The organism is Gramella sp. AN32 (genome assembly GCF_023718305.1).
Classification (GTDB): domain Bacteria; phylum Bacteroidota; class Bacteroidia; order Flavobacteriales; family Flavobacteriaceae; genus Christiangramia; species Christiangramia antarctica.
Map to the genome: position 1 here is coordinate 1 of NZ_QEYO01000024.1, position 26,038 is coordinate 26,038.

Annotated in this window: 26 protein-coding genes, 1 rRNA gene and 1 other RNA gene; 16 read left to right on the forward strand and 12 right to left on the reverse strand. The window is 37.0% G+C overall.

The genetic code is table 11. The features are described 5' to 3' along the window. The 4 genes from rrf to DHD80_RS18410 form a co-directional block, all read left to right on the forward strand. Positions 1-103, forward strand: a 5S ribosomal RNA gene (gene rrf, locus DHD80_RS18395); the annotation flags it as partial. A 435-nt stretch (positions 104-538) separates the two neighbouring features. Next, positions 539-1,483 (forward strand): DUF4382 domain-containing protein, encoded by a 945-nt coding sequence (locus tag DHD80_RS18400; protein WP_251742934.1) that lies wholly within the window; start codon positions 539-541, stop codon positions 1,481-1,483. Positions 1,484-1,650: 167 nt separating this feature from the next. Beyond that, on the forward strand, positions 1,651-2,520 hold the full coding sequence (locus DHD80_RS18405; protein WP_251742935.1) for a creatininase family protein: 870 nt from the start codon (positions 1,651-1,653) through the stop codon (positions 2,518-2,520). Positions 2,521-2,525: 5 nt separating this feature from the next. Beyond that, a complete protein-coding gene (locus tag DHD80_RS18410) occupies positions 2,526-3,746 on the forward strand; it encodes an MFS transporter (protein WP_251742936.1) in 1,221 nt (406 codons plus the stop codon). A 149-nt stretch (positions 3,747-3,895) separates the two neighbouring features. Here DHD80_RS18410 and DHD80_RS18415 read toward each other — a convergent pair whose 3' ends face one another. Further along, the gene (locus DHD80_RS18415; protein ID WP_251742937.1) at positions 3,896-4,579 is read right to left on the reverse strand and encodes a ZIP family metal transporter; all 684 of its coding nucleotides are present in this window, start codon (positions 4,577-4,579) and stop codon (positions 3,896-3,898) included. Positions 4,580-4,687: 108 nt separating this feature from the next. On the opposite strand from DHD80_RS18415, the gene DHD80_RS18420 reads away from it, so the two are divergent. Beyond that, complete coding sequence (locus tag DHD80_RS18420; RefSeq protein WP_251742938.1) at positions 4,688-5,851, forward strand: THUMP domain-containing protein; 1,164 nt, start codon at positions 4,688-4,690, stop codon at positions 5,849-5,851. Here the strand turns inward: DHD80_RS18420 and DHD80_RS18425 are convergent. From DHD80_RS18425 to rlmD, 3 genes are read right to left on the reverse strand one after another with little or no spacing between them, the layout of a single operon-like run. Continuing rightward, positions 5,848-6,549, reverse strand: coding sequence for a DUF6048 family protein (locus tag DHD80_RS18425; RefSeq protein ID WP_251742939.1), 702 nt, complete (start codon positions 6,547-6,549; stop codon positions 5,848-5,850). The two genes, DHD80_RS18420 and DHD80_RS18425, sit on opposite strands and share 4 nt — an antisense overlap. Next, positions 6,530-7,042, reverse strand: coding sequence for a DUF6452 family protein (locus DHD80_RS18430; protein ID WP_251742940.1), 513 nt, complete (start codon positions 7,040-7,042; stop codon positions 6,530-6,532). The genes DHD80_RS18425 and DHD80_RS18430 overlap by 20 nt, the downstream gene beginning before the upstream one ends. Beyond that, the gene (rlmD, locus tag DHD80_RS18435; protein WP_251742941.1) at positions 7,043-8,452 is read right to left on the reverse strand and encodes a 23S rRNA (uracil(1939)-C(5))-methyltransferase RlmD; all 1,410 of its coding nucleotides are present in this window, start codon (positions 8,450-8,452) and stop codon (positions 7,043-7,045) included. 167 nt (positions 8,453-8,619) lie between these two features. Here rlmD and rocD point away from each other — a divergent pair, with 167 nt between their 5' ends. After that, a complete protein-coding gene (gene rocD / locus DHD80_RS18440) occupies positions 8,620-9,900 on the forward strand; it encodes an ornithine--oxo-acid transaminase (RefSeq protein ID WP_251742942.1) in 1,281 nt (426 codons plus the stop codon). Between the two features lie 139 nt (positions 9,901-10,039). Here the strand turns inward: rocD and DHD80_RS18445 are convergent, their stop codons facing one another. From DHD80_RS18445 to DHD80_RS18455, 3 genes are read right to left on the reverse strand one after another with little or no spacing between them, the layout of a single operon-like run. Continuing rightward, positions 10,040-10,366: a CCC motif membrane protein gene (locus tag DHD80_RS18445; RefSeq protein ID WP_251742943.1), complete on the reverse strand. Its 327-nt coding sequence runs from the start codon at positions 10,364-10,366 to the stop codon at positions 10,040-10,042. A 10-nt stretch (positions 10,367-10,376) separates the two neighbouring features. After that, positions 10,377-10,679: a DUF2752 domain-containing protein gene (locus tag DHD80_RS18450; protein ID WP_251742944.1), complete on the reverse strand. Its 303-nt coding sequence runs from the start codon at positions 10,677-10,679 to the stop codon at positions 10,377-10,379. Next, a complete protein-coding gene (locus DHD80_RS18455; protein WP_251742945.1) occupies positions 10,676-12,430 on the reverse strand; it encodes a T9SS type A sorting domain-containing protein in 1,755 nt (584 codons plus the stop codon). The genes DHD80_RS18450 and DHD80_RS18455 overlap by 4 nt, the downstream gene beginning before the upstream one ends. 76 nt (positions 12,431-12,506) lie before the next feature. Here DHD80_RS18455 and DHD80_RS18460 point away from each other — a divergent pair, with 76 nt between their 5' ends. Together DHD80_RS18460 and DHD80_RS18465 are read left to right on the forward strand one after the other, a co-directional pair. Further along, a complete protein-coding gene (locus tag DHD80_RS18460; protein ID WP_251742946.1) occupies positions 12,507-12,701 on the forward strand; it encodes a hypothetical protein in 195 nt (64 codons plus the stop codon). Between the two features lie 8 nt (positions 12,702-12,709). Further along, positions 12,710-13,258, forward strand: a complete 549-nt coding sequence (locus tag DHD80_RS18465; RefSeq protein ID WP_251742947.1) for a Smr/MutS family protein — start codon at positions 12,710-12,712, stop codon at positions 13,256-13,258. A gap of 6 nt (positions 13,259-13,264) precedes the next feature. Here the strand turns inward: DHD80_RS18465 and DHD80_RS18470 are convergent, their stop codons facing one another. Next, the gene (locus tag DHD80_RS18470) at positions 13,265-14,302 is read right to left on the reverse strand and encodes a hypothetical protein (protein WP_251742948.1); all 1,038 of its coding nucleotides are present in this window, start codon (positions 14,300-14,302) and stop codon (positions 13,265-13,267) included. Positions 14,303-14,389: 87 nt separating this feature from the next. Here DHD80_RS18470 and DHD80_RS18475 point away from each other — a divergent pair, with 87 nt between their 5' ends. Further along, the gene (locus DHD80_RS18475) at positions 14,390-15,538 is read left to right on the forward strand and encodes a cysteine desulfurase family protein (RefSeq protein ID WP_251742949.1); all 1,149 of its coding nucleotides are present in this window, start codon (positions 14,390-14,392) and stop codon (positions 15,536-15,538) included. A gap of 393 nt (positions 15,539-15,931) precedes the next feature. On the opposite strand, the gene DHD80_RS18480 is transcribed toward DHD80_RS18475, so the two are convergent. Further along, on the reverse strand, positions 15,932-17,599 hold the full coding sequence (locus tag DHD80_RS18480; RefSeq protein WP_251742950.1) for a M23 family metallopeptidase: 1,668 nt from the start codon (positions 17,597-17,599) through the stop codon (positions 15,932-15,934). Between the two features lie 207 nt (positions 17,600-17,806). Here DHD80_RS18480 and DHD80_RS18485 point away from each other — a divergent pair, with 207 nt between their 5' ends. From DHD80_RS18485 to rny, 4 genes are all read left to right on the forward strand, one after another. Next, on the forward strand, positions 17,807-18,097 hold the full coding sequence (locus tag DHD80_RS18485; protein ID WP_251742951.1) for an Atg14 domain-containing protein: 291 nt from the start codon (positions 17,807-17,809) through the stop codon (positions 18,095-18,097). Positions 18,098-18,106: 9 nt separating this feature from the next. Continuing rightward, complete coding sequence (locus DHD80_RS18490) at positions 18,107-18,400, forward strand: cell division protein ZapA (protein ID WP_251742952.1); 294 nt, start codon at positions 18,107-18,109, stop codon at positions 18,398-18,400. Positions 18,401-18,449: 49 nt separating this feature from the next. Then, positions 18,450-18,566, forward strand: a non-coding RNA gene (ssrS, locus tag DHD80_RS18495) — 6S RNA. Between the two features lie 50 nt (positions 18,567-18,616). Beyond that, positions 18,617-20,179 (forward strand): ribonuclease Y, encoded by a 1,563-nt coding sequence (gene rny / locus DHD80_RS18500; protein WP_251742953.1) that lies wholly within the window; start codon positions 18,617-18,619, stop codon positions 20,177-20,179. Between the two features lie 218 nt (positions 20,180-20,397). On the opposite strand, the gene DHD80_RS18505 is transcribed toward rny, so the two are convergent. Beyond that, entirely contained in the window at positions 20,398-21,345 is a 948-nt protein-coding gene (locus DHD80_RS18505) for an aldo/keto reductase (RefSeq protein ID WP_251742954.1), read from the reverse strand. Between the two features lie 77 nt (positions 21,346-21,422). Next, the gene (gene xerD / locus DHD80_RS18510; protein WP_251742955.1) at positions 21,423-22,319 is read right to left on the reverse strand and encodes a site-specific tyrosine recombinase XerD; all 897 of its coding nucleotides are present in this window, start codon (positions 22,317-22,319) and stop codon (positions 21,423-21,425) included. 111 nt (positions 22,320-22,430) lie between these two features. Between xerD and DHD80_RS18515 the strand changes: the two genes are divergently transcribed. The 3 genes from DHD80_RS18515 to DHD80_RS18525 all read left to right on the forward strand — a co-directional run bounded on the left by DHD80_RS18515 (position 22,431) and on the right by DHD80_RS18525 (position 24,225). Next, positions 22,431-23,033 carry a porin family protein gene (locus DHD80_RS18515; protein WP_251742956.1) on the forward strand — a complete coding sequence of 201 codons (603 nt, stop codon included), beginning with the start codon at positions 22,431-22,433 and terminating at the stop codon, positions 23,031-23,033. A gap of 77 nt (positions 23,034-23,110) precedes the next feature. After that, positions 23,111-23,527, forward strand: a complete 417-nt coding sequence (gene aroQ, locus DHD80_RS18520) for a type II 3-dehydroquinate dehydratase (protein ID WP_251742957.1) — start codon at positions 23,111-23,113, stop codon at positions 23,525-23,527. Next, on the forward strand, positions 23,527-24,225 hold the full coding sequence (locus tag DHD80_RS18525; RefSeq protein ID WP_251742958.1) for a diphthine--ammonia ligase: 699 nt from the start codon (positions 23,527-23,529) through the stop codon (positions 24,223-24,225). Before aroQ ends, DHD80_RS18525 begins: the two co-directional genes overlap by 1 nt. 319 nt (positions 24,226-24,544) lie before the next feature. On the opposite strand, the gene lpdA is transcribed toward DHD80_RS18525, so the two are convergent. Continuing rightward, positions 24,545-25,936 (reverse strand): dihydrolipoyl dehydrogenase, encoded by a 1,392-nt coding sequence (gene lpdA / locus DHD80_RS18530; RefSeq protein ID WP_251742959.1) that lies wholly within the window; start codon positions 25,934-25,936, stop codon positions 24,545-24,547. Positions 25,937-26,038: the final 102 nt, after the last annotated feature.

Consider the following 26,038-nt stretch of genomic DNA (forward strand, 5'->3'; position numbering starts at 1 on the left):
GGCTATAGCAACGGGGCTCACCTCTTCCCATCCCGAACAGAGAAGTTAAGCCCGTTAGCGCCGATGGTACTGCACCTCGTGGGAGAGTAGGTCGCCGCCTTCTTTTTATAATCAAAACCCCTTCAGTCTAACTCAAGGGGTTTTTTTATGCCGTGAAATGAAGGGTGATCTATCCTCTTAAATCTATAGACCTTTTTTTATTAAATAAAACAAACTTAAAAGCTGGCGCATATTTCCGAATTCTTTACAGAATAACGTGATTGCAGCATATTTCTACAGTTGTTTGAAAAAAATTCACAGTTCTACAGTCTTTCAGCTATGTTTTTGGTATTTAAGCTTGTTTGTATAAAACTTAAAAGGATTTTAAAGTGTTCAATGTAAGAAAAGTATCTTTTTTAAGAAAATTTTAAGGGATAATGGTGTAGTGCTTGCGTTTATATAACCTGAAACAAAATCTAAATTTTATCCATTACAAACCCCAGATTAAATTAGTGGATATTAACTAACGTTAAAAAAAGACGTTTAAATTAAATTATTTATGCTATTTAAAAATTTAAGTAGACTAGGATTATTATTAGGATTAGCTTTATTCGTTTCATGTTCAGAAGATGATTCTATAGGGAATCCTGACAGTGGAAGCGAAAGTAATCCAACAGCTGTTTACATCACGGATTCCCCTGTAGATGAGGCAAATGTGGAAGCTGTTTTTATAACAGTTTCCGAGGTTAAGGTTAATGGAAAGGCTATTGAAGGATTTAGTAAAACAACACTGGAAATTAGTAGCCTCACCAAAGGACGTACCGAATTATTGGGACAATTAAACCTCCAGTCTGGTACAACTTCAGATATTGTACTGGTTCTTTCAGATACCGATACTTCAGGAAGTGGACCTGGAAACTATGTTAGGACCCGTGGTGGAACAAAACAGAAAATTTCATCTGCCTCAGAAATCAATATTAAAGATCAGGTAGAGATTGTTGAGTCTGCCCAAAATGAGATAGTACTTGACTTTGACCTTAGAAAGAGTCTTAAGCAAGAAGGTGAAAATTATTCTTTTGTATCAGAAGGTCAGTTAGAGAATAATATTAGGGCGGTAAATACCATAAATACCGGTACTGTGAAAGGGAGTGTGGATAATTTGAGCGAATCTAACTCTGAGACTGTAGTTGCATTTGCCTATAAGAAAGATACTTTTAACGAGAGTGAAGATAATGCAAACGGTGAAGGGATTCGTTTTGGTAATGCCGTAAGTAGTTCGGTTGTTTCTGAATCTAATGGGAATTTTGAAATACACTTCCTGGAGGAAGGTGACTATGAGTTGCATTTTGCCTCTTTTTCTGATGATGACCAGGATGGCAAACTTGAATTTTCTGGAATGATCAAGGCAACTACCTTAAGCAATTTGAACTTAAACGGTTTTACGGTAAAATCAAATTCTGAAGTAGACCTTCAAATTTCTTTTACAGGCCTTCTAGGTTTGTAAAAAATTTCAAATAAAAAATTTTTTACAAGGCTGCCACATGGCAGTCTTTTTTTATCGATCATTTTTGAATTTTTAATAGTTTGGTTATGGCTTCCATTAGAAATTATAAGCATTTCTTTTTTCTGAAATAAATCATAACTTATGCTTTAATTTTTTAAATAGTATTTATGAGAATTCTTTTCATTTTTTTAATCCTAGGTTTAAATTCTTTTTCCCAGGAAATTCCCAGTAAATGGGAGGAGTTAACGGCAAGTGATTGGCCACAGGCTTTAGAAAAATCAAAACGTACTATTATATTGCCAATAGGAATTTTAGAGAAACACGGCCCTCAGGGCCCTATTGGTTCCGATTTAATTCGTGCAAAGGAATGGGCTGAAAGAGTTTCTGATTTGGAATATGCCGTAATTTTCCCAGATTACTTTTATGGCCAGGTGAATGAAGCGAGACACATTCAGGGTACCTTTTCTTTACCTAGTGATTTAACGATGAAATTGTTAGAGGCAACCTGTAAAGAGATCGCCAGAAACGGATTTAATAAAATTCTAATCATCAATGGACATGGAGGTAATCCTTCCTTTTTGAGATATTTTGTGCAAAACCAAATGGAAAGCCAAAGGGATTATGTCATTTATTTTTATGATCCAGAGGGAGATCCCGAATATGAAAAGAAGCTAGCAGCCCAAAGAACATCTGATGCTGCTGGAGACATGCATGCTGGAGAAAGAGAGACTTCAGAACTTCTATATCTTCGACCTGAATTAGTGCAAATGGAAAAATCTACTTCTGAATCTGGAAAAGATCAAATGAGATTGAAAAATATTCCTAATATATACAGAGGAATCTGGTGGTATGCTTCTTTTCCCAAGCATTATGCAGGCCGGGGCGAGACTGGTACCGCTGAATTAGGAAAGCTCATTACTGATCATCAGGTGAGTTCTATCGCCAAAGCATTAAAGTCAATTAAAGAAGATACTGAAACTTTGAATTTACAAAATCAGTATTTCGATGACGTGCGGAAATCTTCTACAGAAAATTAATGCCTATGCAACGCAATTATAAAATTGTAGTTCTCATACTTATAACTTTTTTTGTAATATCCTTCCTCACTAATATTCTGGGGGCTTTAAACCCAAGCGCAAGTTTAAGCTTTGAGCTTACAGAAACCATGGCCGGTTTTCTTCCATTCTCATTCTTTATCGCTTATGGGATTATGTCTATTCCGGCAGGATTTTTATTAGAGAAGTACGGAGAAAAACCTTTAATGCTTGCCGGCTTTAGCCTGGCTTTTTCGGGTTCAATTATTTTTGCCATTTTTCCCTTCTTTTGGGTATTTTTATTAAGCCTGTTTACCATTGGTACCGGAATGGCAATTTTACAGGTCGTTATTAATCCTTTATTGCGGGTAGCTGGTGGAGAGGAGCATTATGCGTTTAATTCTGTCTTAGCACAATTGTTCTTTGGATTGGCATCTTTTATAAGTCCCATGGTCTATACTTATCTCGTCATTAATAGCAATACCTTTCATTTTTTTGAAAATATTCAAAATGAGGATATGGCCTGGATTTCCATATACTGGCTTTTTGCCATTTTAGCTTTAGGGATGATTCTTAGCATTTACTTTATGAAACTACCCAGAATTAGATTAAGGGATGAAGAAAAGGTTGGCGATCGAAAAACTTATTTAAAGCTTTTTAAGAATCCTACAGTAAGGTTATACTTCTTAGGTATTTTCATGTATGTAGGCGCAGAACAGGGAATCTCTTTTTGGATGTCTAAATTCCTGCAAATTTACCATGGTTTTAATTTTGAAACAACCGGTGCAATAGCCGTGGGCCGTTTTTGGGGCTTAATGACAATTGGTGGTCTTTTTGGCCTGGTTCTTTTGAAAATTCTTGATAGTAAGTTGGTTTTAAGGATTTTTACAACTATGGCGATAATTTCTTTTGCCTGTGGGATTTTTGCAACAAAAAATATTTCCTATTATTCTTTCCAGGCATGCGGATTTTTCCTCTCTGTCATGTATCCCATTATAATATCACTGGGTTTAAATTCAATAAAAAAGCACCATGGATCTGTAGCAGGAATTTTAATGTCTGGAATAATGGGTGGAGCTATTTTCCAGGTTATTATTGGATTTCTTGGAGATATTTATTCTTTAAAAGCAGGAATGATGTTGATATTTGTTCCGTTGGCTTATATACTTTTCATTAGCTTTTGGGCATCTCCCATTATTCGAAATAAAACGGTGAAAATTTCGAAGTAGGCATAACATTTTTTACTAAGGGACTGCAGCAGTTCACTTTTGATTAACAATCTGATTTGATGGAAGCTTTTAAAAGCTGGAAAAGCATTTCCCCAGGTAAGGATCCAAAATTCCTGGCGAATTTTTTTAGTTCTTTCCCGAATGAAATTTTATATAAAGTAAGCTAAGAGAATACCTAAGATGATCACGCCTAATTTAGTAGCGTTAAAACTATGGTTTTTTGAAGCTTCAAATAAGATAGTTGTGGAAATATGAAGAAATATACCAATTACCACGGCATTGATATAAGAGGAATATTCAGACATTATAGAAATATTATTTTTTAACCAGCTTCCCAGCGGAGTCATCATTGCAAATACGGTTAATATTAAAGCAATTTTCATATTGCTTAATTTTCTCTGAATAAGAAAAATAGACAGGATCGCCGCAACGGGAATTTTGTGCACTACCACACCATTCAATAAATGGTTGTCTTCATTTAGCGGGAATCCTTCTAAAAGGCTGTGTATGCTTAAGCTTATCAAAATGATCCAGGGTAAATTTCGATTAGTTTCGTGGTGGTGAATATGGCCATGTTCCACCCCTTTAGACAAAAACTCCAGAATGATTTGAAGTAGCAATCCTAAGAGAATAAATACGCCAATATCTTTCTGGTTAGACGAATAAACTTCCGGAATGAGATCAAGAACGGTGACAGATAATAAATAGGCGCCACTAAATGCAAGCAATAATTTAAAACCGGAGCTGCTATCTGGCTTTAAAAATTTTGAAATTACAAACCCGATAATTACGGCTAAAATCGGGAGCAAATAAATTATAAAACTTGAATACAATCTAAAATTTTGGTTGGGCTGGCAGTATCAAACCACGCTGAACTTACCGGCAATTATTATTCATTCGCACAAAATTAACCTATTTTTGTGGTTCTTTAAAGTTGAAATATGAGTAACTACAATATGATCGCCAAAACCCTGTATGGTTTTGAATCTATCCTGGCAAAAGAGCTTCTGGACCTTGGTGCAACAAACATCAAAGAAGGAAACCGCATGGTTAGTTTTGTTGGGGACAAGGGTTTTATGTACAAGGCCAATTTGTGTCTGCGCACAGCGATCAAGATTTTAAAACCATATGAAAGTTTTAAAGCAAATTCTGAAGAGGAATTATATGACCAGATAAAAAGATTGCCCTGGGAAGATTTTTTGGATGTAGATGGAAGCCTGGCCATAGACTCCGCGGTGCATTCTGAAATTTTTACACATTCCCAATATGTCGCTTTAAAATGCAAGGATGCAATCGTGGACAGGTTCCGGGAGAAATTTGGAAAAAGGCCAAATGTAGATCTGGATTTTCCCACATTGCGAATAAACATTCATATTGAAAATAATAATTGTAATGTTTCTTTTGATAGTTCAGGGGATTCATTGCACAAAAGAGGTTACCGTACCTCTACCAATATTGCACCTATCAACGAAGTTTTGGCGGCAGGAATGCTGAAAATGTCTGGTTGGGACGGGCAATGCGATTTCCTGGACCCCATGTGCGGTAGCGGAACGATCTTAATTGAAGCGGCGATGATCGCCTGTAATATTCCCCCCAATTTAAACCGAAAAGAATTTGCCTTCGAAAAATGGCAGGATTGGGACGAGGAGCTTTTTGAAAAAATTGAAAGTTCAGCCTTAAAAAAAGTAAGGGATTTTCATTTTTCGATTAAAGGTTACGACAAAGCGCCTTCCGCAGTAATGAAAGCAGAAGAAAATGTTCAAAATGCGAACCTTTCAGAATTTATTAAAATAGAGCAGAAGAATTTTTTCGAAACTTCGAAGGAAACTGAAGGTTATTTGCATATACTTTTCAATCCGCCATACGGAGAAAGACTGGAAGTGGATATTGAAGACTTCTACGGAAAAATTGGCGATACCTTAAAACAGAACTATCCGGGGACACATGCCTGGTTTATTACGACCAATTTCGATGCGATAAAATCTGTAGGGCTTCGCGCTTCCAGAAAAATTAAACTCTTTAACGGGCCAATGGAAGGAAGATTATTAAAATATGTACTGTACGAAGGTTCTAAAAAGAAAAGTAAGCAAGAGAGTGATAGTTAGTCTTTGTCTTTTTTAAAGATAGGCACGAGGTAAGAAATGGCATAGCTGTATCCCGCACCAAATTGTCCCGCGTCATAGGTCCTTCCAAATCCGGGAATGGCGAGATTATCAAAATTTCGCGGCGTACTTTCACCAATCAATCTTTTAAGCTGAACGTTAGCTGAAAGAAAGAAGTTATTGAACAATTCAACCTTGATTCCTGCAATCACTTCAAGCCAGTTTGCGGTAAGTCCTTTTTCCTCCACAGCATCAGTACGATAATCAGGGCCAAAGTAGCTTGATCTGGAATAGATCCTGTAACCTTCAAGGGTTTGGGAAAAGGTAGCAAATCCATAACGGACACCCACAAAAATACTATTCTGCATATTTTCCCAGTTATCGTATGCATTGTAATCGCCACCAAGCTTGATATAGCTTCCGCTGGTAGTAGTGAGGATATTTTCACTGTCGAAAGTGATCTTTTCATTACCCAATTCAGCCGCTAAATAATAATCTTTATAAATTCGGTAATCTCCTAAAAGTTCAATTCCGCTATAATCATCCTCCAGTATGGTTCGCAAAGGTTTGCTTAGGTCTATCCCCACGCGTAGCCCAAATTTTTCCTTATAATTTGTCGTATCTGCAACCTGGGCAGTTTGCGAAAAGCCGGAACCAATTACCGATATGAAAAGAAATAAACTAAAAAAATATCGATACATGGGCCTGGATTTCGTCTTCTACAGTATTTTCTTCTATCTGGATTCTTTGTATCCAGTTTTGCGTAGTATTTACACTAAGTCCATTATAATCTACTTTAAAGGCACATGCCCGGTTTAAATATTCTTCATCACGGGAATAGGTAAATCGAATCGTATCTGTAATACTTAAATCTTCAGCATCCGTATTGGTGCTGTCGGGAGTGTTCAAAGTAAAAATATATTCTGTAGTATTTGCATTGGTTTTCAAAGGAATAGCAATACTATCCTGACTATAGCGATAATATGTAGTTCCATTATTGGTTACGTAATTATCAACATCTATAGCTTTTACACTAAGATTTTGAGGTGCCTGCAAATCAAAAGGATCCACACTCTCATAAAACCGGATAATCAATCGGGGAGTGGTGGCTGTACTTTCAGCGCAAATATCATCACGCTGGCAACCCAAAGTGATGCATATAATGGAAAGTAAGAGGTAAAACTTATTTTTCATTTATCTTCTTTCTAATCGAACCACATTTTCAACGTGATGTGTCTGCGGAAACATATCTACTGCCTTCGTGGCCGTTACTTTGTAATGCTCGTCCAACATGGCTAAATCTCGTGCCTGTGTCGCCGAATTACAGCTAACATATACTATCCTTTCCGGCAAGATACCAATAATTTGAGCCACCACATCCTTATGCATTCCATCACGTGGAGGATCGGTTATAATAACGTCTGGCCTGCCATGTTTATTGATAAAAGATTCGTTAAAAACTTTTCTCATATCGCCCACATAAAATTCTGTGTTTGTAATTCCATTTCGTTCCGCATTTTCTTTGGCATCTTTGATCGCTTCCGGAACAGCTTCAACACCTACCACTTTTTTGGCATTTTTCGCCACGAACTGGGCGATAGTACCGGTTCCGGTATAAAGGTCATAGACTAATTCATCACCTTTTAGATCAGCGAATTCGCGGGTGATTTTATATAAATTGTAAGCCTGTTCTGAATTTGTTTGATAAAAGGACTTGGCATTAATTTTAAAAGTAAGTCCTTCCATCTCTTCAAAAATGTGATCCCTGCCTTTAAAACAAATTACCTGTTGATCATATATGGTATCATTGGGTTTCCCGTTGATCACATATTGAAGCGAAGTAATCTCCGGAAATTTTTCAGCAAGGGCATTCAGCAATAATTCCCTTTTTTCTTTATCTTCTTTGAAAAACTGGATGAGCACCATAATTTCTCCTGTGGAAGAAGTTCTAATCATGAGCGTTCTTAATAATCCTTCCTGATTTCGGGTATTGAAAAAATCAAGATCATTTTCCGTAGCGAAGATTTTTACAAAATTTCGAATGGCATTACTGGGATCTTCCTGAAGGTGACATTTCTCAATATCCAGGATCTTATCCCACATACCCGGAATATGAAAACCTAAAGCATTGCGATTGGATATATCATGACCGCTATCTACTTCATCCTGGGTGAGCCATCTGCTGTCGCTAAAAGAAAATTCCATTTTGTTACGATAAAAATAAATCTTTTCACTGCCCAGAATTGGAGAAACTTCGGGAAGTTCAATTTTACCCAATCGCCGTAAATTGTTTTCAACTTCTTTTTGCTTGTATTCCAGTTGAAACTGATACTCCATATTTTGCCATTTGCAGCCACCGCAGGTTCCAAAGTGTTTACAAACCGGAGTAGTTCGTTTCTCTGACAATTTGTGGAAATGTATGGCAGAACCATAGAAGTAACTTTTTCTTTTTTTGAAGGTCTGCACATCTACAATATCGCCGGGAACCGCGTTGTCGATAAATACAATTTTCCCGTCTTCAGCTTTGGCAACAGCTTTGCCTTTCGCGCCTGCATCGATCACTTCAATTTCCCTGAGAATTACTTTTCGGTTTTTTCTGCCCATGGCGCAAAAATAGGATAATTAACAAGATTTAGGGAAGCACACTTTGAAATTTTACTCAAACATTTAGTATTTTGCGACAATTCAAAAAACGGATGATTTCTCTCCATTTTTATCAATTTTCAGCTAAAAAAAGAAGGAATAGGAAACGATAAATTAAAAAATAACAAATGCCATTACCAAAGATTTCAACTTCACAGGAAGCTATTCAATTAGAAGACCAACATGGAGCTCATAACTATCATCCGTTACCGGTTGTTTTAAGCAGGGGAGAAGGCGTGCATGTTTGGGATGTTGAAGGTAATAAATACTACGATTTTCTGTCGGCTTATTCCGCAGTGAATCAGGGACATTGTCATCCAAAAATAGTGGATGCCTTACATGAGCAGGTGTCAAAACTCGCCCTTACTTCAAGGGCTTTTCATAATGACGTATTGGGTGGGTATGAACAATATGCTACGGAATATTTTGGATTTGATAAGTTGCTACCAATGAATACTGGAGCTGAAGCTGTAGAAACCGCAATCAAGATTGCCAGAAAATGGGCATATGAAAAGAAAGGTGTAAAGGAAGCCGAAGCTCAGATTATCGTATGTGAAAATAATTTTCATGGAAGGACGACCACAATTATCTCATTTTCAAATGATGAAGATGCAAGAAAGAATTTTGGACCTTATACCCCGGGATTTATTAAGATCGCTTATGATGATCCTGAAGCTTTGGAGGCAGCGATTAAAAGCAGTCCAAATATTGCGGGATTTTTAGTAGAACCAATACAGGGTGAAGCCGGGGTTTATACTCCTGCTGATGATTATATGATGAAAGCCAAAGAAATTTGTAATCGTCATAATGTTCTTTTTATGGCAGATGAGATCCAGACCGGGATTGCACGAACGGGATCTTTACTTGCGGTTTGCGGACATTGTACCTGTGAAAATCATTGTGAGAGGCAGGAGACCTATAGCAGGCCTGATATCCTGATTCTGGGAAAAGCGCTTTCAGGAGGGAATTATCCGGTATCAGCAGTATTGGCAGATGATGAAATTATGAATGTGATCCAACCCGGGCAGCATGGTTCTACTTTTGGAGGAAATCCTGTAGCTGCAGCCGTTGCTGTAGCAGCATTAGATGTGGTGAAAGATGAACATTTAATTCAGAATGCGAGAAAATTGGGGAATCTTTTCCGAAGATTGCTTGATGATTATATCAGGGAGTCCAGTATTGTAAACCTGGTGCGGGGTAGAGGTTTGCTGAACGCGATTGTTATAAACGATTCTGCGGAAAGTTCTACCGCCTGGGATATTTGTATGGCATTGAAGGAAAATGGCCTTTTGGCTAAACCAACGCATGGAAATATTATAAGATTCGCTCCGCCTTTGGTGATGACTGAAGAGCAATTGAGGGATTGCGTTAATATTATTACAGATACATTGAAGAAATTTGAAAAGTAACCTCAATATTTCTACAAAATAAAAACTGTCTAGATTTAGAAGTTTCGTCAAGCTGAAACAAGTTCAGCTTCTAATTGTTTAGATCCTGAAATAAATTCAGGATGACGTCTAAATTTAGACAGTTTTTCTTATAAGAAAATTATCCTCCGTAATTCTCCAGGATCTCACGTTGCATTTCTTCCATACCTTCTAATCCACCATAAATAATAAGCATAACGATAGAAGTAATAAGGCTTATAGCACTTAACACAAGTCCTATAATCGCAAGAATACGCCCTGTTTTCACATTCTTGTAGCCAGTATAAAGATCAGGATCAGCATTGTAAAGCTCCATTGCTTTTTTGGCCATTACCAGTGCGATGATACCGAATACAATACCGGCAACACCGTAACAGCAACATCCCACAATAGATAAAATCCCGAAGACCAGGATGAGTGTTGAATTGGGTAACTCTCTTCTTTCCATAATTTTTGATTTAATTGGTTAGTTGATAAAGATGAATCATTTTATAAATATAAGAGCCGGCAATAATGATCGCATTGAAAATTATTAGACCCAGCTTTATGGTATAGTCAAATTTGAATTTTACAAAAATGTTGAAACCTACGAAAAGCAGTAAAAATGCAATGCTGTAAATGGCTGGATACATGTGGAAAGCTTCAGAGAATTCCCCTTTAAATAGAAAAACTACAGCTCTTTGTGCCCCGCAGCCGGTGCAATCTATCCCCAGAACAGTTTTGTTCAGGCAGGGTAACATGTATTCTTCAGGAGAGGTCAATTTTTTACACCAACTTTTTTAGATAATTCATTTTTGTCTTTGGTAAAAACCTTTACGATATAGATACCATTGCTCAGGTTTCCAGTTGGAAGATAATATTCTTTTTCGTTTTTAGTGAATTTTTGATTGAAAAGTCTTTTGCCATTGAGGTCGAACAAACTTATTTCTTTTATATCTGTTTCATATAAAATCCTTATTTCCAGTTGCTCCAAAGCATTATTCTGAAAAATATCAATAGTATTCAATAAAATATTTGGAGGTTTTGCTGATAGAATGCCTGGCTTATCCTTTGACGTATTATCTACAGCTGGAAGATTTTCAATAAAAGTGATGAAGAACCTGTTTTCGTATTTTCCCGCCGACAGATCAAATTTTAAACTTCCTGTTTTGATGCCAAAATATAAATTGTCTCTGGAATCATACAGAAAAATTCGGTCGGGATCAAAATTGGCCATCTCATTAACTTTAAATTCGATAGGTCCGTTTTTTTCCATGCTAATTTTCAGCGGAATTAAATCCTCATCTTTCTTCGGCCGTACATCGATCACATAATGTTCATCTTCGATATTCCAGAATACAAAACTGGGCGTTTCATTATGAGACTTTGCATCCAAAGCCCGATCTGCTTTTTCAGAAGAATTTGGATCAAATGCCAGAGCCAGAAAATGATGATAGGTATCACTGGTTATAATTTCAAATTTTACACTTTGTAGTTCATTTTCAGAAGTTTTAAATTCAGAAATGCCATTTTCCTGTTTTTTATAAATTCGGTGACTATTTTTAAAAGAAACAAGACCATCATTTGAACCTTCGATCATAAAACCCTGCGCTATGGGAGCAAATCTTCTTGGGATTATTTTGCCAGAATTGTTGCCAGTTGCATTCGTCCCGTAATTCACAAAAACCGGTGGAATATAAATGCCGGTTCCGGCAGAATATGCCCCGTAGCCTCCTTCATAATCGGCCAGGTAATGAGAATTCACATTTTCTGCAGAATCCCAGAAATAAGCAATTCCGGTAGTGTTGGTATTTTCCAGTAAGAATTTATTTAGATCTATCGCTGAAGGATAGGGATTTCCCACTAATAGGATTTGCTCTTTTCTAATAGATAACTCAATATTTCCGTCATTGGGTAAACCCCGAAAATCATAGGTTTGGCGATTGCCGGTATTTATCGCCTCTCCTTCAATTTCAGAAAAATTATAGCCGCTAACACCTTTCATACTAAAACCTTCTCCCGGTTGCAGCTGAAAATTATCTCCTAAATAATTCCAATCGGAATACTCTGTTCCTGAAAAACTATATAACCACCGGTCGCTAATACTCAATGGATCGCTTTTTCCATCTAAGGCAGAAATTAATTTGGCAGGTCTTGATTCTGTTTTGCCCATTGGGTCGTAAATAAAATCATTGAGCAGATAATTCTTTCCATCAGGAATTTTAATAGGAAGTCCCCAGAAATTATAATCATATTGGTTAGAGGTGCCTGTTTGAAAAACTGAAATTTTCCCGTCACCTTTATTATAGTTGGAATTTTTTTCTCCCTGAATTAACTGGGCGTCTTTCCGAAGATAAATAGAAGCTTCCACATCTTTATTCTTGTTCGCATACATTTCAATTCCCTTTTCCACATAGACCAGGCGATCTTTGACATATATAAAATGATCAGCATTGTTTGACGGACTAACATATAATTGGGCAAAACCCAGATTTATCGTAAAAAGTGCTAAAAGTCTTAAGAGAAGCTTCATGAATCGTCTAACTTTGCTTAAAATTATTAAATAAAATAATCGGAAAAGATTAATTTATTAATGTAATTCATTGAAAATGAATAATTCACAGTTGATCAACACCATCCTGATCCTTATTGGCGGAGGCTTGCTTATTTACTCAATTTCTGCAGAAGATGTAAGTCCGTATTTTAAAATTATCGGGCTGGTTGTAATAATGATCGGACTTTATAGAGCAACAAATTATTGGGTTGCCACTAAGGATGACCATACCAATAATGACGAAAAATAAGATTTATTATGAAAATTGAAATTGGTGATTTTGTTTCCTTGTTGGACGATGATTTAAGTGGAACCGTAGAAGAGATCAATGGAAGTAATGCCACTATTAAAACCACGGAAGGTTTTTCCATGGAATTTCCTTTGGCAGATATGGTAAAGATCGAGGATGATATTGATGATATGCATATGGAAGATCATGTGATTTCAGAAATTATAAAGGAAAAAACCCAGAAGAAAAATTCAAATTCTACCAAAAATAGCAGGAAAGAAAAAGGCATTCCGCCCATGGAGGTAGACCTGCATATTAATCAGTTAATTCGATCGACCAGATCGATGAACGCGCATGAAATTTTAAATTTGCAATTGGATACGGCCAGGCATAAACTGGAATTTGCCATAAAAAAGCGTATTCAGAAGATTGTTTTCATCCACGGAGTAGGTGAAGGAGTGTTGAAAATGGAACTGGAATACCTTTTAGGTCGCTACGGAAATATAAAATATTACGATGCCGATTATCAAAAATATGGCCTTGGTGCTACTGAAGTCTATATTTTTCAGAATCCTTAAGTATTCTTAATTTTCTGTACCTGTTTCATCGGTAGTATCGGGTTCTTCCGTAGTATCATCAGAACAAGGTAATATAACTCCTTCTATCACCGGGCATTGCGGAAAATCAACATTTGTTTCCTGAAGATTTCCAAAGCGATAATTGGTATACTGAATAGTTTCCATATCACCCTGTTGCTTTTGCAGCAATAAGTTAGTGACATTTATGGTATAGCCATAATTTCTGGTGATATCATGAGATCTGTATAAATCATGTTGAAAACTACTGGTTTGTTCCGGGTTTAAATAATTTGAAACCCCATCTCCGGTACTGGAAAAACTTACAGGGGAATCCTGGGCAGTTTCGGTTACTTCTAATCTTGTAGGGACACCATCATTATCATCATCATTATCCAAATAATTTGGTATCCCGTCTTCATCAGTATCTAAATAACCATCATCTGTTATTGGTTCACCTGTATTGGCTTTGGTTTCAGATTTCGTGATTACATTATCATTATCATCATCAATATCAAGATAATCGGGAATTCCGTCCCCGTCAGTATCTAAATGTCCGGTTCCACTTGAATTCCAGCCTTCATTTATATTTTTGATCCCGTCCCCATCCGCATCGGCATCTGCGGTTTCATCGGTAAAATTACTGGTTATGGTTACAACCGCCCCGGTACCACTTAACCATTCTTCTACAATAGTGACATTACTGGGGGGTACTACCTGGCAGAAATAATTAGCCGGTAAAGCATCTTCATAAATTCGATAGACGATTCTATTGTTACCGGTTAAAGCAAAACTTACCGATTCCTGACCATCTGCTAAAGTAAAATTACCATCTTCGTCAATAGTAATTCCGGAAACGTTAGAAAATTCAAGCGAAATCGATTCATTAGTTTCGTCGCTATTTACAGCATAAATCACATTTTTGTTCGTGCCCTGGCAGAATTTAAAGGTACTATCTTCAAAATCGAAATTAGTAACGGTAATTTCTCCATCATCACATGAAAGCATAAAAGTTATCGCGAAGAAAGCGGCAAGGAAACGTTTCATTTAATAGCATTTTCAACAAAAATAAGGAATCAAACTTATAAGAAAGCCTTATGGAAAATTATTTTATTTCCTTTAATTTTGCTGACTATGAAGAAAGCTTATTTCGATTCTGCGGCAACCACTCAACTTCGTGAAGAAGTGATCGATAAAATGACTGAAGTTCTAAGGAATAATTTTGGAAATCCTTCATCTACACATAGTTATGGAAGGTCTGCTAAATCATTAGTTGAAAATAGCAGAAAGACGGTTGCGGCAATTTTAAATGTAAAACCTTCAGAAATAGTTTTTACTTCCGGAGGTACTGAAGCTGATAATCTTGCGATCAACAGTGCGGTTCGGGATCTTGGAGTGGAAAGGATCATCACTACTAGAATCGAACATCATGCGGTTTTATATACCGTAGATCAAATGCAGGAGTGTTTTAATGTGGAAGTGGAATATGTGGCTCTTGATGACTGCGGAAATATTTTGCTGGATGATCTTGAGGCAAAGTTAAAGGCTTCAGATCAAAAAACACTGGTGAGCCTTATGCATGTGAATAATGAGATTGGGAATATGATCGATCTTGAAAAGGTGGCAAAACTGGTAAAATCTCATAACGCGCTGTTTCATTCCGATACCGTACAGTCCATTGGTCATTATAAACTGGATTTTGATAAAATTCCGGTAGATTTTACCGCGGTAAGCGCACATAAATTTCATGGCCCTAAAGGAGTTGGTTTTGCTTATATCAGAAGAAATTCAGGTTTAAAACCTTTGATTTTTGGAGGTGAGCAGGAGCGGGGTTATCGCGCAGGAACTGAAGGCGTGCACAATATTGTGGGTTTGGAAGAGGCCTTGAAGCTGGCTTACGAGCACCTGGAGGAAGAGAAATCTTATGTCATCGATTTAAAGAATTATTTTAAGGAGCAATTGCAGGCTGAAATTCCCGGTATTAAATTCAATGGTAATTGTTCAGACGATCAAAAAAGCACTTATACACTTTTAAATATTTGTCTTCCATGTAGTCAGGAAAAAGCGCTGATGCTGCTATTTCAATTGGATTTAAAAGGAATTGCCTGTTCTAAAGGAAGTGCCTGCCAAAGCGGAAGTGATAAAGGCTCTCACGTTTTAAACGCTTTTCTTTCCCCGGAAGACCTTCAAAAACCATCTTTGCGTTTTTCTTTCTGTAAGTACAATACAAAGGAAGAGATAGATTATGTGGTTGAAACCTTGAAAGAATTTTTAGAAAATTGAGGTTTAACTTTACAAAAATTCAACTTAGAATCCTAGTTATTGTACTCATCTTAGCCGCCATTTTTATTCGATATTATATAGAGAATACCTTGGCCAGCTTTATTGCAGGTGGATTAATGGGGGCAGGTCTTTTTCTATTATTTTCAGAATTTTTGAAAAAGAAAAAATAAAATCTTATTCTTTATTATCTAGTTAAAGGTTAAAACCCTGCAATTTCATTGCAGTTACTTTAGTTTCTATAAACGTCTTGTCATTTCGACAGAGCGAGGAACGAGTGACGAGAAATCTTATAATAATGAGATTCCTCTTCGTACCTCATTCGGAATGACTTGCTAACTTTAAAAAGTATTTCTTTTTTAATTTTAAAACTATGGACTTCCAGTCCATAGCGGTTTATTTTCTAAAGAACTTAGCCGTATAGGTAGTTGAATTCCCAACATTATCGGTAACAATTACTTTTAAGTCATTTTCTGTATCGGTTACAACTCCATCAGAAAAATCATGGGTAAGGGTAGCATTTTTATATTCATATTCCATCAGGATAAATTTTCCATTCACCGTAGCGCGGAAAGACTCAATTCCTGAAAGATCATCGGTAATCTTCAATTTTAGCGTTTCATTTTCTGAAATCCACTTTCCATCATAAAAATTAACCGGACTTACCTTAGGCGGAGTGATATCAGCAACCAGTTTATATGTGCCAAAAGTTCTCGTTGCTGTCGAGAACCTGTTTCCTTTTTTGTAGGTAGTAGAATAATTGGGGCGTCCATATTGCGATAATCTGGCAATAAAAAATTTCTCGCGATCTTCCGGAGCATATTCCGTAACATCAAAGCCAATCGTCATATTGGACTGCAAGGGGACTTCATCTTTATGTACCACAAAAGATGTAGGATCAAAAGTAAGCTCTAAAAAAGTATCATCATATAGCGCGCCTGCCGGAATATAAACATCAATACCATTTGCATTTGCTGAAAAAGATTGAGTGCTTTTTGCCAAATATGGAGTTTCATTCCCTACTTTTTTATTGATATTTTCACTGAAACTTCCTTTTATGGGAATCCTTACCAGGGTCTCGTTTCCTTTAAAATCGGTTACTTTGATGGTATATTGATAATCCAGGCTATCCTGAATATTCAGTTTTCCCTCATTTTTTAGGTCACCGTAAATACTTAGTGGATTGTTCTGGTTTTTAAATAATTTTTGAATCCGGTTATTATTGGTTTGATAATATTCATAATCGATAAGCTGATTCAGCCTTCTGGTTTCCGCAAAAGAAAATTTATCGAAGGTGACTTCAAAAATAGTATCTCCATTTACTGAAGCCTGCATCTTATAAACGCCATTTCGGTTTGGGGCCATATTTTGCTGATCTACTGTGTTGATCCCAAATCCAATATCACCACAGGCCTGTACTTCCCGTGTTGTATAACTTCCATCCTGTAGGGGAATTAAAGGTAATCTTAGCCTTTCTTGAGAGTTATTTACATGAGCGTCTTCATCAAGGGAGTATGCGAAAAGGCCTTCGATCAAAGGCTTCCGGGTATCAGCAATATCAAAACCAAATAACTGGGCATTCATGGGTCGCTGGCTGCCATCCCTAATTTCGAAATGTAAATGGGGACCGCCGCTTCCTCCGGTGTTTCCACTATAGGCAATTAATTCTCCCTGTTCTACGGCCAGTTCACCCGGTTTTGGAAATAATTCAATCTCATAAGATTCTTTTGCATATTGTTTCTGCTTAAGATATTCTTCAAATTTGGGAGCAAGCTTTTGAAGATGTCCGTAAACTGTAGTGTAACCATTGGCATGTTGAATATATAAAGCTTTTCCGTAGCCATAATGCTGAATATTTATCCTGCTGATGTAGCCTGCGGCGGAAGCTTTTACTTCCAGGCCTTCGCGTTGTTCCGTTTTAATATCAAGACCGCTGTGAAAGTGATTGGAGCGTAATTCCCCAAAACTCCCTGCCAGGACAATGGGAACATTTAAAGGGTTTTCGAAATATTCTTGTGGAAATTTTTGTTGTGCGTTAAGAGTAAAAATACTGCACAGTAACATAACAATTAGGTTGGCTCGCGTCATAGATCTGGGAAAATTCTGGTTTAACCTCGCAGTAAAGTTAGGCAAAACTATGCCAAAATTAAACTGCTTTCGCACAGGCTTTTATTGCTATTGTTGATTATAAAATAAAATCAGATGAAAAACTATTGGGATATTTGAAAGCGTATGTTAACTTTGTAAGGGTTCACATCGTTTTTTGTGCTTATGGGTGAAATTGCAGAAATAGTTGATAATCTTGAGAATAGGATCAGTAAAATGCTTCATAAATATGATATGATGAAGCTGCAAAACGAATCCCTGCAACAGGAATTAGACGCTGCGAAAGAAGAATGTGGAAAAATGGAAGATGATTTACAAAATTCCAAAGACCAGATTCAAACACTTAAAGCTGCAAATGCGATGCTTGGCAGTACCGACCATAAAAGAGAAACAAAGCTCAAAATAAATAGTTTGATACGGGAAATTGATCAGTGTATTGTTCAATTATCTGAATAGAACGAAAATATGAACGACAAACTTAAAATAAAGCTTTCTATCGCAGATCGCGTCTATCCGTTAACCATTCAGCCAAGTCAGGAAGAAGGTTTACGCAAGGCCGCGAAAAAGATTGAAGCGATGATCAAACAGTTTGAGCAAAATTACGCGGTGAGGGATAAGCAGGATGTATTGGCAATGTGCGCTTTACAATGTGCTGCCCAAACTGAGCAAAAAAATATTGATAACAGTAGCGATTTGACTGAAGCTGAAGATAAATTAAGGTCACTTAATGATCTCCTGCAGAATCACTTATCTGCTTAAGTTCTTAAAATATATAAGGTTACTGCCTGTATTAGTGCTTTTTTGATAAACTCAACACGAATTCTTTAAAAAGGATGAGTCTAGATTGTAAAAGCAGGCCGTGTCCCCTCGGGGAAAGCGGATCCTTGATCAATCTGTTAGTCCTAAACTTGTTTTAAAGGAGTTTAATACAAAACCCAACTAATACAGGCTTTTTTTATTAATTAATATCAAAACATGGAAATAACATATATAGTGATTGCGGTGATAATTGGTTTAGCCATTGGTTTCGCAATCGCCAAAATGCTGGAAAGAAACCAGGCATCTTCAACAATTTCAAACGCTAAAAAAGAAGCAGCTTCAATAGTTAAAGAAGCTAAAAGCGAGGGAGAGAGTATTAAAAAAGACAAAATATTACAGGCGAAAGAAAAATTTATCGAATTAAAATCTGAACACGAAAAGGTGATTTTGTCGAGAGACAAAAAAATCAATGAAGCTGATAAAAGGGTTAAGGACAAAGAATCCCAGGTTTCCAATGAACTTGGAAAGAACAAGAAATTAAATAAGGACCTCGAGGATAAAGTTGCCGATTACGATCACCGCGTAGCATATTTAGAGAAAAAGCAGCAGGAAATTGATAAACTTCATAACAGTAAAGTACAGCAACTGGAAGTTATTTCCGGGCTTTCTGCGGAGGATGCCAAATCTCAATTAGTTGAATCCCTGAAAGATGCTGCCAAGACCGATGCCATGTCCCTAATACAGGATACGGTTGAAGAAGCCAAGCTCACAGCACAACAGGAAGCTAAAAAGATCATTATCAATACAATTCAAAGAATTGGCACTGAAGAAGCTATTGAAAATTGCGTTTCAGTTTTTAATCTTGAAAGCGATGATGTAAAAGGAAGGATAATTGGCAGGGAAGGACGTAATATTCGTGCCTTAGAAGCCGCTACAGGAGTTGAGATTATTGTAGATGATACTCCGGAAGCAATCATTTTAAGCTGTTTTGACAGCGTTAGAAGGGAAGTGGCACGTTTGTCCCTGCATAAACTAGTTACTGACGGGAGGATTCATCCTGCACGTATTGAAGAGGTAGTTAAGAAAACAAGGAATCAAATTGAAGAAGAAATAATTGATATAGGAAAACGTACTGTGATCGATCTTGGCATCCACGGACTTCAACCTGAATTGATTAAAATGGTTGGAAGAATGAAATATCGTTCTTCTTATGGACAGAACCTCCTGCAGCATTCCAGGGAAGTTGCCAAACTTTGTGGGGTGATGGCTTCAGAATTAGGATTGAATCCGAAACTGGCCAAAAGGGCCGGTCTCCTGCATGATATTGGTAAAGTACCGGAAACAGAAACCGAAGTGCCCCATGCCATTCTTGGAATGCAATGGGCTGAAAAGCACGGTGAAAAACCTGAAGTTTGTAATGCTATTGGTGCCCATCATGACGAAATAGAGATGAATTCATTGTTATCCCCAATCGTTCAGGTTTGTGATGCCATAAGTGGGGCAAGGCCCGGCGCAAGAAGACAAGTGCTGGATTCATATATTCAAAGGCTTAAAGACCTTGAAGATATCGCCTTCGGGTTTGGTGGGGTTAAGAAAGCTTATGCTATCCAGGCGGGTAGGGAATTGCGGGTGATTGTTGAAAGTGAAAAAGTAAGTGATGAAAAAGCGGCTACGCTTTCTTTTGAAATCTCTCAAAAAATTCAAACGGATATGACGTATCCTGGCCAGGTAAAGATTACGGTTATTCGCGAAACACGTGCTGTAAACGTGGCAAAGTAAAATTAATACTGAAATAGGTTAGGTAAGACAATATTATTAAAAAACCTGCCAGGTTTTTCAAAACCTGGGAGGTTTAATCCCTCATTGAGGGTTTAATTCCCCGAGGCTGCCTCGAATTTTTAAAAGTATTTTCCAGTTCATATCTCGTGGACTTGCCCCAAGGTTCTTGATTTTTTTAGAGCACTTCTTAGAGCACTTCAAAAGAAATAAGTTGCCAGTTATTCATCATAAATGTTAGAATAAGAATTTCCCTCAAGCTCAAAAAACTTCCCGTTCACATATCTAAAATGTTTATCCAGACCTGCAATTTCTCTGAGATCATCTTCATCCAACTGAAAACCTGCACTCATCAAATTTTCTTTGATTCTTCCTTCATTGGTAGATTTTGGTATGACCGCCGTTCCTCGTTGCATACTCCAATTGATCAAAATTTGTCCTTCTGAGGCGCCATGTTTCTTAGCGATCTTTTTAATTACAGGATTTTCAAGCAATGAAGGTTCATCATCAGCTTTCATTCCATCTGGCCTGTCGCCACTTCCCAAGGGTGAATAGGCAGTCAAATGGATCCCATGCTTGCTACAAAATTCCAGTAACTCATTTTGTTGTAAATAAGGATGCAATTCCACCTGGTTCATTTCCGGGATTTCATCGGTTTTCGAAATAAGGTCTTTCAATTTTTCTTTACTGAAGTTGGAAACTCCAATATGTCTAACCAATCCCTGTTTTTTAGCTTCGATCAGGGCTTCCCAGGTTTCAATAATAGGTGCTTCTTCCAGAGAAAGAAAATCATCTGCACCTTTAGGATTTTTTGCATCAGGTTTGAAAGCAACCGGCCAATGAATTAAATATAGATCCAGATAATCAAGTTTTAGATCTTTTAAAGTTTCCTTTAAAGCCGGAATTACATCATCCTTTAAATGGGCATTATTCCAAAGTTTGGAGGTTACCCAAATATCCTCACGTTTTATTTTGCCATTTTTAAAAACTTCTGCAAAGGCTGCTCCAACTTCTGCCTCATTGCCATAAGTAGCCGCACAATCAATATGCTTATAGCCATTATTCAGCGCAATTTTTACCGCATCGGTAACTTTTCCTTTTTTAGATTTCCAGGTTCCTAAACCTATCGCATCAAGTTGATCGCCGTTCTTAAATTTCAATTTCTTCATAATTCAATTTTTCTGAAAGTTAGGAAGAATGCGAGCTAGCATAAAAAATATGGAAGGGTTTAGCAGAACTTTAATACCTATCTACGCGGATGGAAATCTTCCATTACTTTTTTAAGATGACTGCGATCTACATGTACATAAATTTCAGTAGTAGTAATGCTTTCATGACCAAGCATTTGTTGTATGGCCCTAAGATCGGCTCCGTTTTCCAGAAGGTGGGTGGCAAAGGAGTGTCTAAAAGTGTGCGGACTCACTTTTTTATTAATTCCGGCTGCTTCGGTCAAATCCCGTGTTATGGTAAAGATCATAGCGCGGGTAAGTTTTTTCCCGCGGCGATTAAGAAATAACGTATCGGTAGCTTCAGCAGAGATATTTAGATGAATGCGCACTTCACTTTTATAGATATTGATGAATTTAATGGTATAGTCTGAAATAGGAATAAATCGTTGCTTGTTCCCTTTTCCGGTCACTTTTATATAACCTTCTTCAAAATAAAGGTCAGATATTTTTAAATCGATCAATTCTGAAACTCGTAAGCCACATCCGTAAAGGGTTTCAATAATAGCGCGATTTCGTTCACCTTCAGGTTTGCTAAGGTCAATCGCCTGGATAATTTTATCAATTTCTGCAATAGAGATGGTATCGGGCAATTTCCTGCCAATCTTGGGAGATTCTAAAAGATCAAGGGGATTGCTTTTTCTATAATCTTCAAAAACTAGAAAACTAAAAAAACTGCGTAATCCGGAAATAAGCCTGGATTGAGAACGGGCGTTTAGGGATTTTGAGGCATTATAGACAAACTCCTGAATAGTTTTTTCAGAAATTTTAAGCGGGCTTACTGAAATTTCATTAACACTTAAATATTTCATCAATTTCAACACATCCAGAGAATAATTATCTATGGAATTCTTTGAAAGTCCGCGTTCAAGCTTTAGATAATGCTTATAATCTTTAAGTGCATTGTCCCATTTCATATGTTAAAGATAAAATTTAGAAGTAAGAGTATTGAGAATACTTTAAGCTATCCTAACTTTTTATTAACAGGATGCCGACTACATTTGCTTCACATTTAAAAATCAAAAACAATGAAAAAATCAGTTTTACTTATTGCAATCGCAATTTTAGGTTTGGGAAGTAGTGCCAGTGCACAGGAATATTGGAATTTTGGGATTAAAGGAGGCTTGAACTTCTCTACGATCACTGGTGATTATTTTGAATCTCCAAAAACAAGAACCGGTCTTAATTTTGGTGTACTTGCAGAAATCCCTGTGAGTGATAAATTTTCAATTCAACCAGAGGTCCTATATTCTGCACAAGGATATGATTTCGCTTCTATTGATGAAGATAATATTTTTGATAATGATGATAATATTGAATATCAAGTTGATTATATTTCAGTACCTGTACTTGCGGAATTTTATGTATTGGATGGTTTAAGTATCCAGGCGGGGCCGTCTTTCAACTTTAAGGTAAACGAAGAGTTGGATTATCAACCTAGGAATGATGCCGGCGATATTGATAAGGATCGTTTTGACAGTTTCGGCTTAAATGGAGTTGTTGGCTTAGAGTATAAATTGAATAGTGGGTTATTCTTTGATGGTCGATATAATTATGGATTTACTGAAGTTTATGAAAATTCTGGTGCACATAATTCTATATTCCAGGTTGGATTAGGGTTTATGTTCTAGGGCATTAAAAATCAATAAAGAAAAAAGCAGGCCATTGGCCTGCTTTTTTTATGAATCGAATTTAATATCTTTAAATCATGAAAATAATGATCATAAACGGGCCAAACCTGAATCTTTTAGGAAGCCGTGAACCGGATACCTACGGAAGTAAGAGTTTTGAAGATTACTTTACAGAGTTACAATTCAAATTTAGAAATGTGGAATTGTCTTATTTTCAAAGCAATATTGAAGGTGAGCTTATAGACCAAATTCAGAGCTCTGATAAGGATTTCGACGGAATTATCCTAAATGCTGCGGCGTACACGCACACTTCCGTTGGCATAGGCGATGCAATAAAGGCCATTGCCACGCCGGTAGTTGAAGTACATATTTCCAATACTTTTTCCCGGGAAGATTTTCGGCATAAATCCTTTATTTCTCCAAATGCAAAAGGTGTAATTATTGGTTTTGGATTAAAAAGTTATAATCTTGCCATTCAAAGTTTTATAGAATAATGCGGAAAGCTTTTTTAAACTGGAGCAGTGGTAAAGACTCGGCCCTCGCTTTATATGCGATTCAACAAAGTGAAGAATTTGATATAGCGATGCTGGTGACTTCCATCAATGCAGAAACCAATAAGATTTCCATGCATGGGGTTTCCATTGAACTTCTAAAATCCCAGGCTGCACAAATAGGAATACCGTTGCATACTTTAAATATTCCTACTGAATTTTCTAAAGAGAAATATGACGAATTTATGAGAAAGAGGCTTTTGGGTTTTAAATCTGAAGGCTATACGCATAGTATTTTCGGGGATATTTTTTTGGAAGATTTGAAAGATTATAGGGAAACAAAACTGAAAGAAGTAGGCTTAAAGGGAGTTTTTCCTTTATGGAAAAAGAACACAAAAGATCTAATGGAAACTTTTTTAGATAGTGGTTTTCATGCTATTTGTGTGTGCACCAATTCTAAATATTTAAGCAAAGATTTTTGCGGAAGAAAGATAGACCGGTCATTTCTAAATGATCTACCAGAGAATGTTGATCCCTGTGGCGAAAACGGAGAATTTCATACCTTCGTATATGATGGCCCAATTTTTAAAAATTCGGTAAGCTTTAAAACCGGAGAGGTTTATAAAAAATCTTACGATTCCTTAGAAAAGGAAAAGAACTGGGATACAGAATTTTATTATTGTGAACTTCTCTCCGTTTAATTTTTTCAGCAGTATTAAACTGAATTTATTTCTGATTCTATGAATTTCTAAAGTAAAATATTTAGGAATTTCGGCATTAGGTAGAATTCTAAATATAGGGATTTCTCAGTCATCCCGGTAGTTATCTGTACTTCTTCGGATGACAATTAAACAAAAATTCCGCCTCCATAAAGAAGCGGAATTTTTAACTTTGCTAATTGCTAATTGCTAATTGCTAATTGCTAATTGCTAATTGCTAATTGCTAATTGCTAATTGCTAATTGCTAATTGCTAATTGCTAATTGCTAATTGCTAATTGCTAATTGCTAATTGCTAATTGCTACAAGTGAATTACTTCATCATAAGCAGCTGCTACCGCTTCCATAACCGCCTCGCTCATTGTGGGATGAGGATGGACGGTTTTTAAAACTTCATGTCCTGTAGTTTCCAGTTTTCTACCTAGAACGGCCTCGGCGATCATATCGGTAACGCCGGCGCCAATCATATGGCAACCTAACCATTCCCCGTATTTCGCGTCAAAGATCACCTTAACAAAGCCATCAGATTGTCCTGCAGCTTGTGCTTTCCCTGAAGCTGAAAATGGGAACTTACCCACTTTAAGTTCATAACCGGCTTCTTTGGCCTGTTTTTCAGTCATACCCACAGAAGCAATTTCAGGAGTAGCGTAGGTACAACCCGGGATATTACCGTAATCTAATGGTTCAACGTCCATTCCTTTGATTTTTTCCACACAAATAATTCCTTCAGCAGAAGCAACATGCGCTAAAGCGGGTCCCGGAACTACATCTCCAATCGCGTAAATTCCTTTTACATTGGTTTGATAAAAATCGTTTACAAGGATCTTATCTTTTTCAGTCTTGATGCCCAGATCTTCCAGGCCAATATTTTCAATATTTGTTTTGATACCTACTGCGGAAAGAACGATATCGGCCTCCAGCGTTTCTTCACCTTTCTGAGTCTTTACCTTCGCCTTAACGCTATCCCCAGATTTCTCCACACTTTCTACGGAAGAATTGGTCATTACTTTAATTCCGGCTTTCTTTACGCTTCTTTCGAATTGTTTAGAAACTTCTTCATCTTCAAGTGGTACAAGGTTTGGAAGGAATTCAACGATAGTCACTTCGGTTCCCATCGCATTGTAAAAATGGGCAAACTCAACCCCAATTGCTCCGGAACCAACCACGATCATTTTCTTCGGCTGCTTGTCCAGGCTCATCGCTTCACGATAACCAATCACCGTTTTGCCATCCTGTTTTAAACTTGGCAATTCACGTGACCTGGCACCGGTGGCGATAATAATATGATCTCCTTCAATAGTTGAAGTTTTCTTATCCTTATTGGTTACTTCAATTTTTTTTCCTGATTTTAATTTCCCGAAACCTTCAATGACCTCAATTTTATTCTTTTTCATCAAAAACTGTACGCCCTTGCTCATTCCATCGGCAACATTTCGGCTACGTTTAATAACTGCACCAAAATCCTTGTCTGGATTTTCCAATTTCAATCCATAATCTTCAGCATGTTTTAAATAATTGAAAACATCAGCACTTTTTAGGAGCGCTTTGGTGGGAATACAACCCCAGTTTAAACAAACCCCGCCTAAACTTTCTTTCTCCACGATGGCTACTTTAAAACCTAACTGCGAAGCTCTGATGGCGGTTACATATCCGCCGGGACCACTACCTAAAACTATAATATCATATTTACTCATATCGGAATTTTTTGAATCATTTTCAGAAGTTGCGAATTTAAGGAAATAAACCCTAAACTAAAAGTAGGAGTGAGGCTGTATAAAATAAAAAAGCCCGTTTAT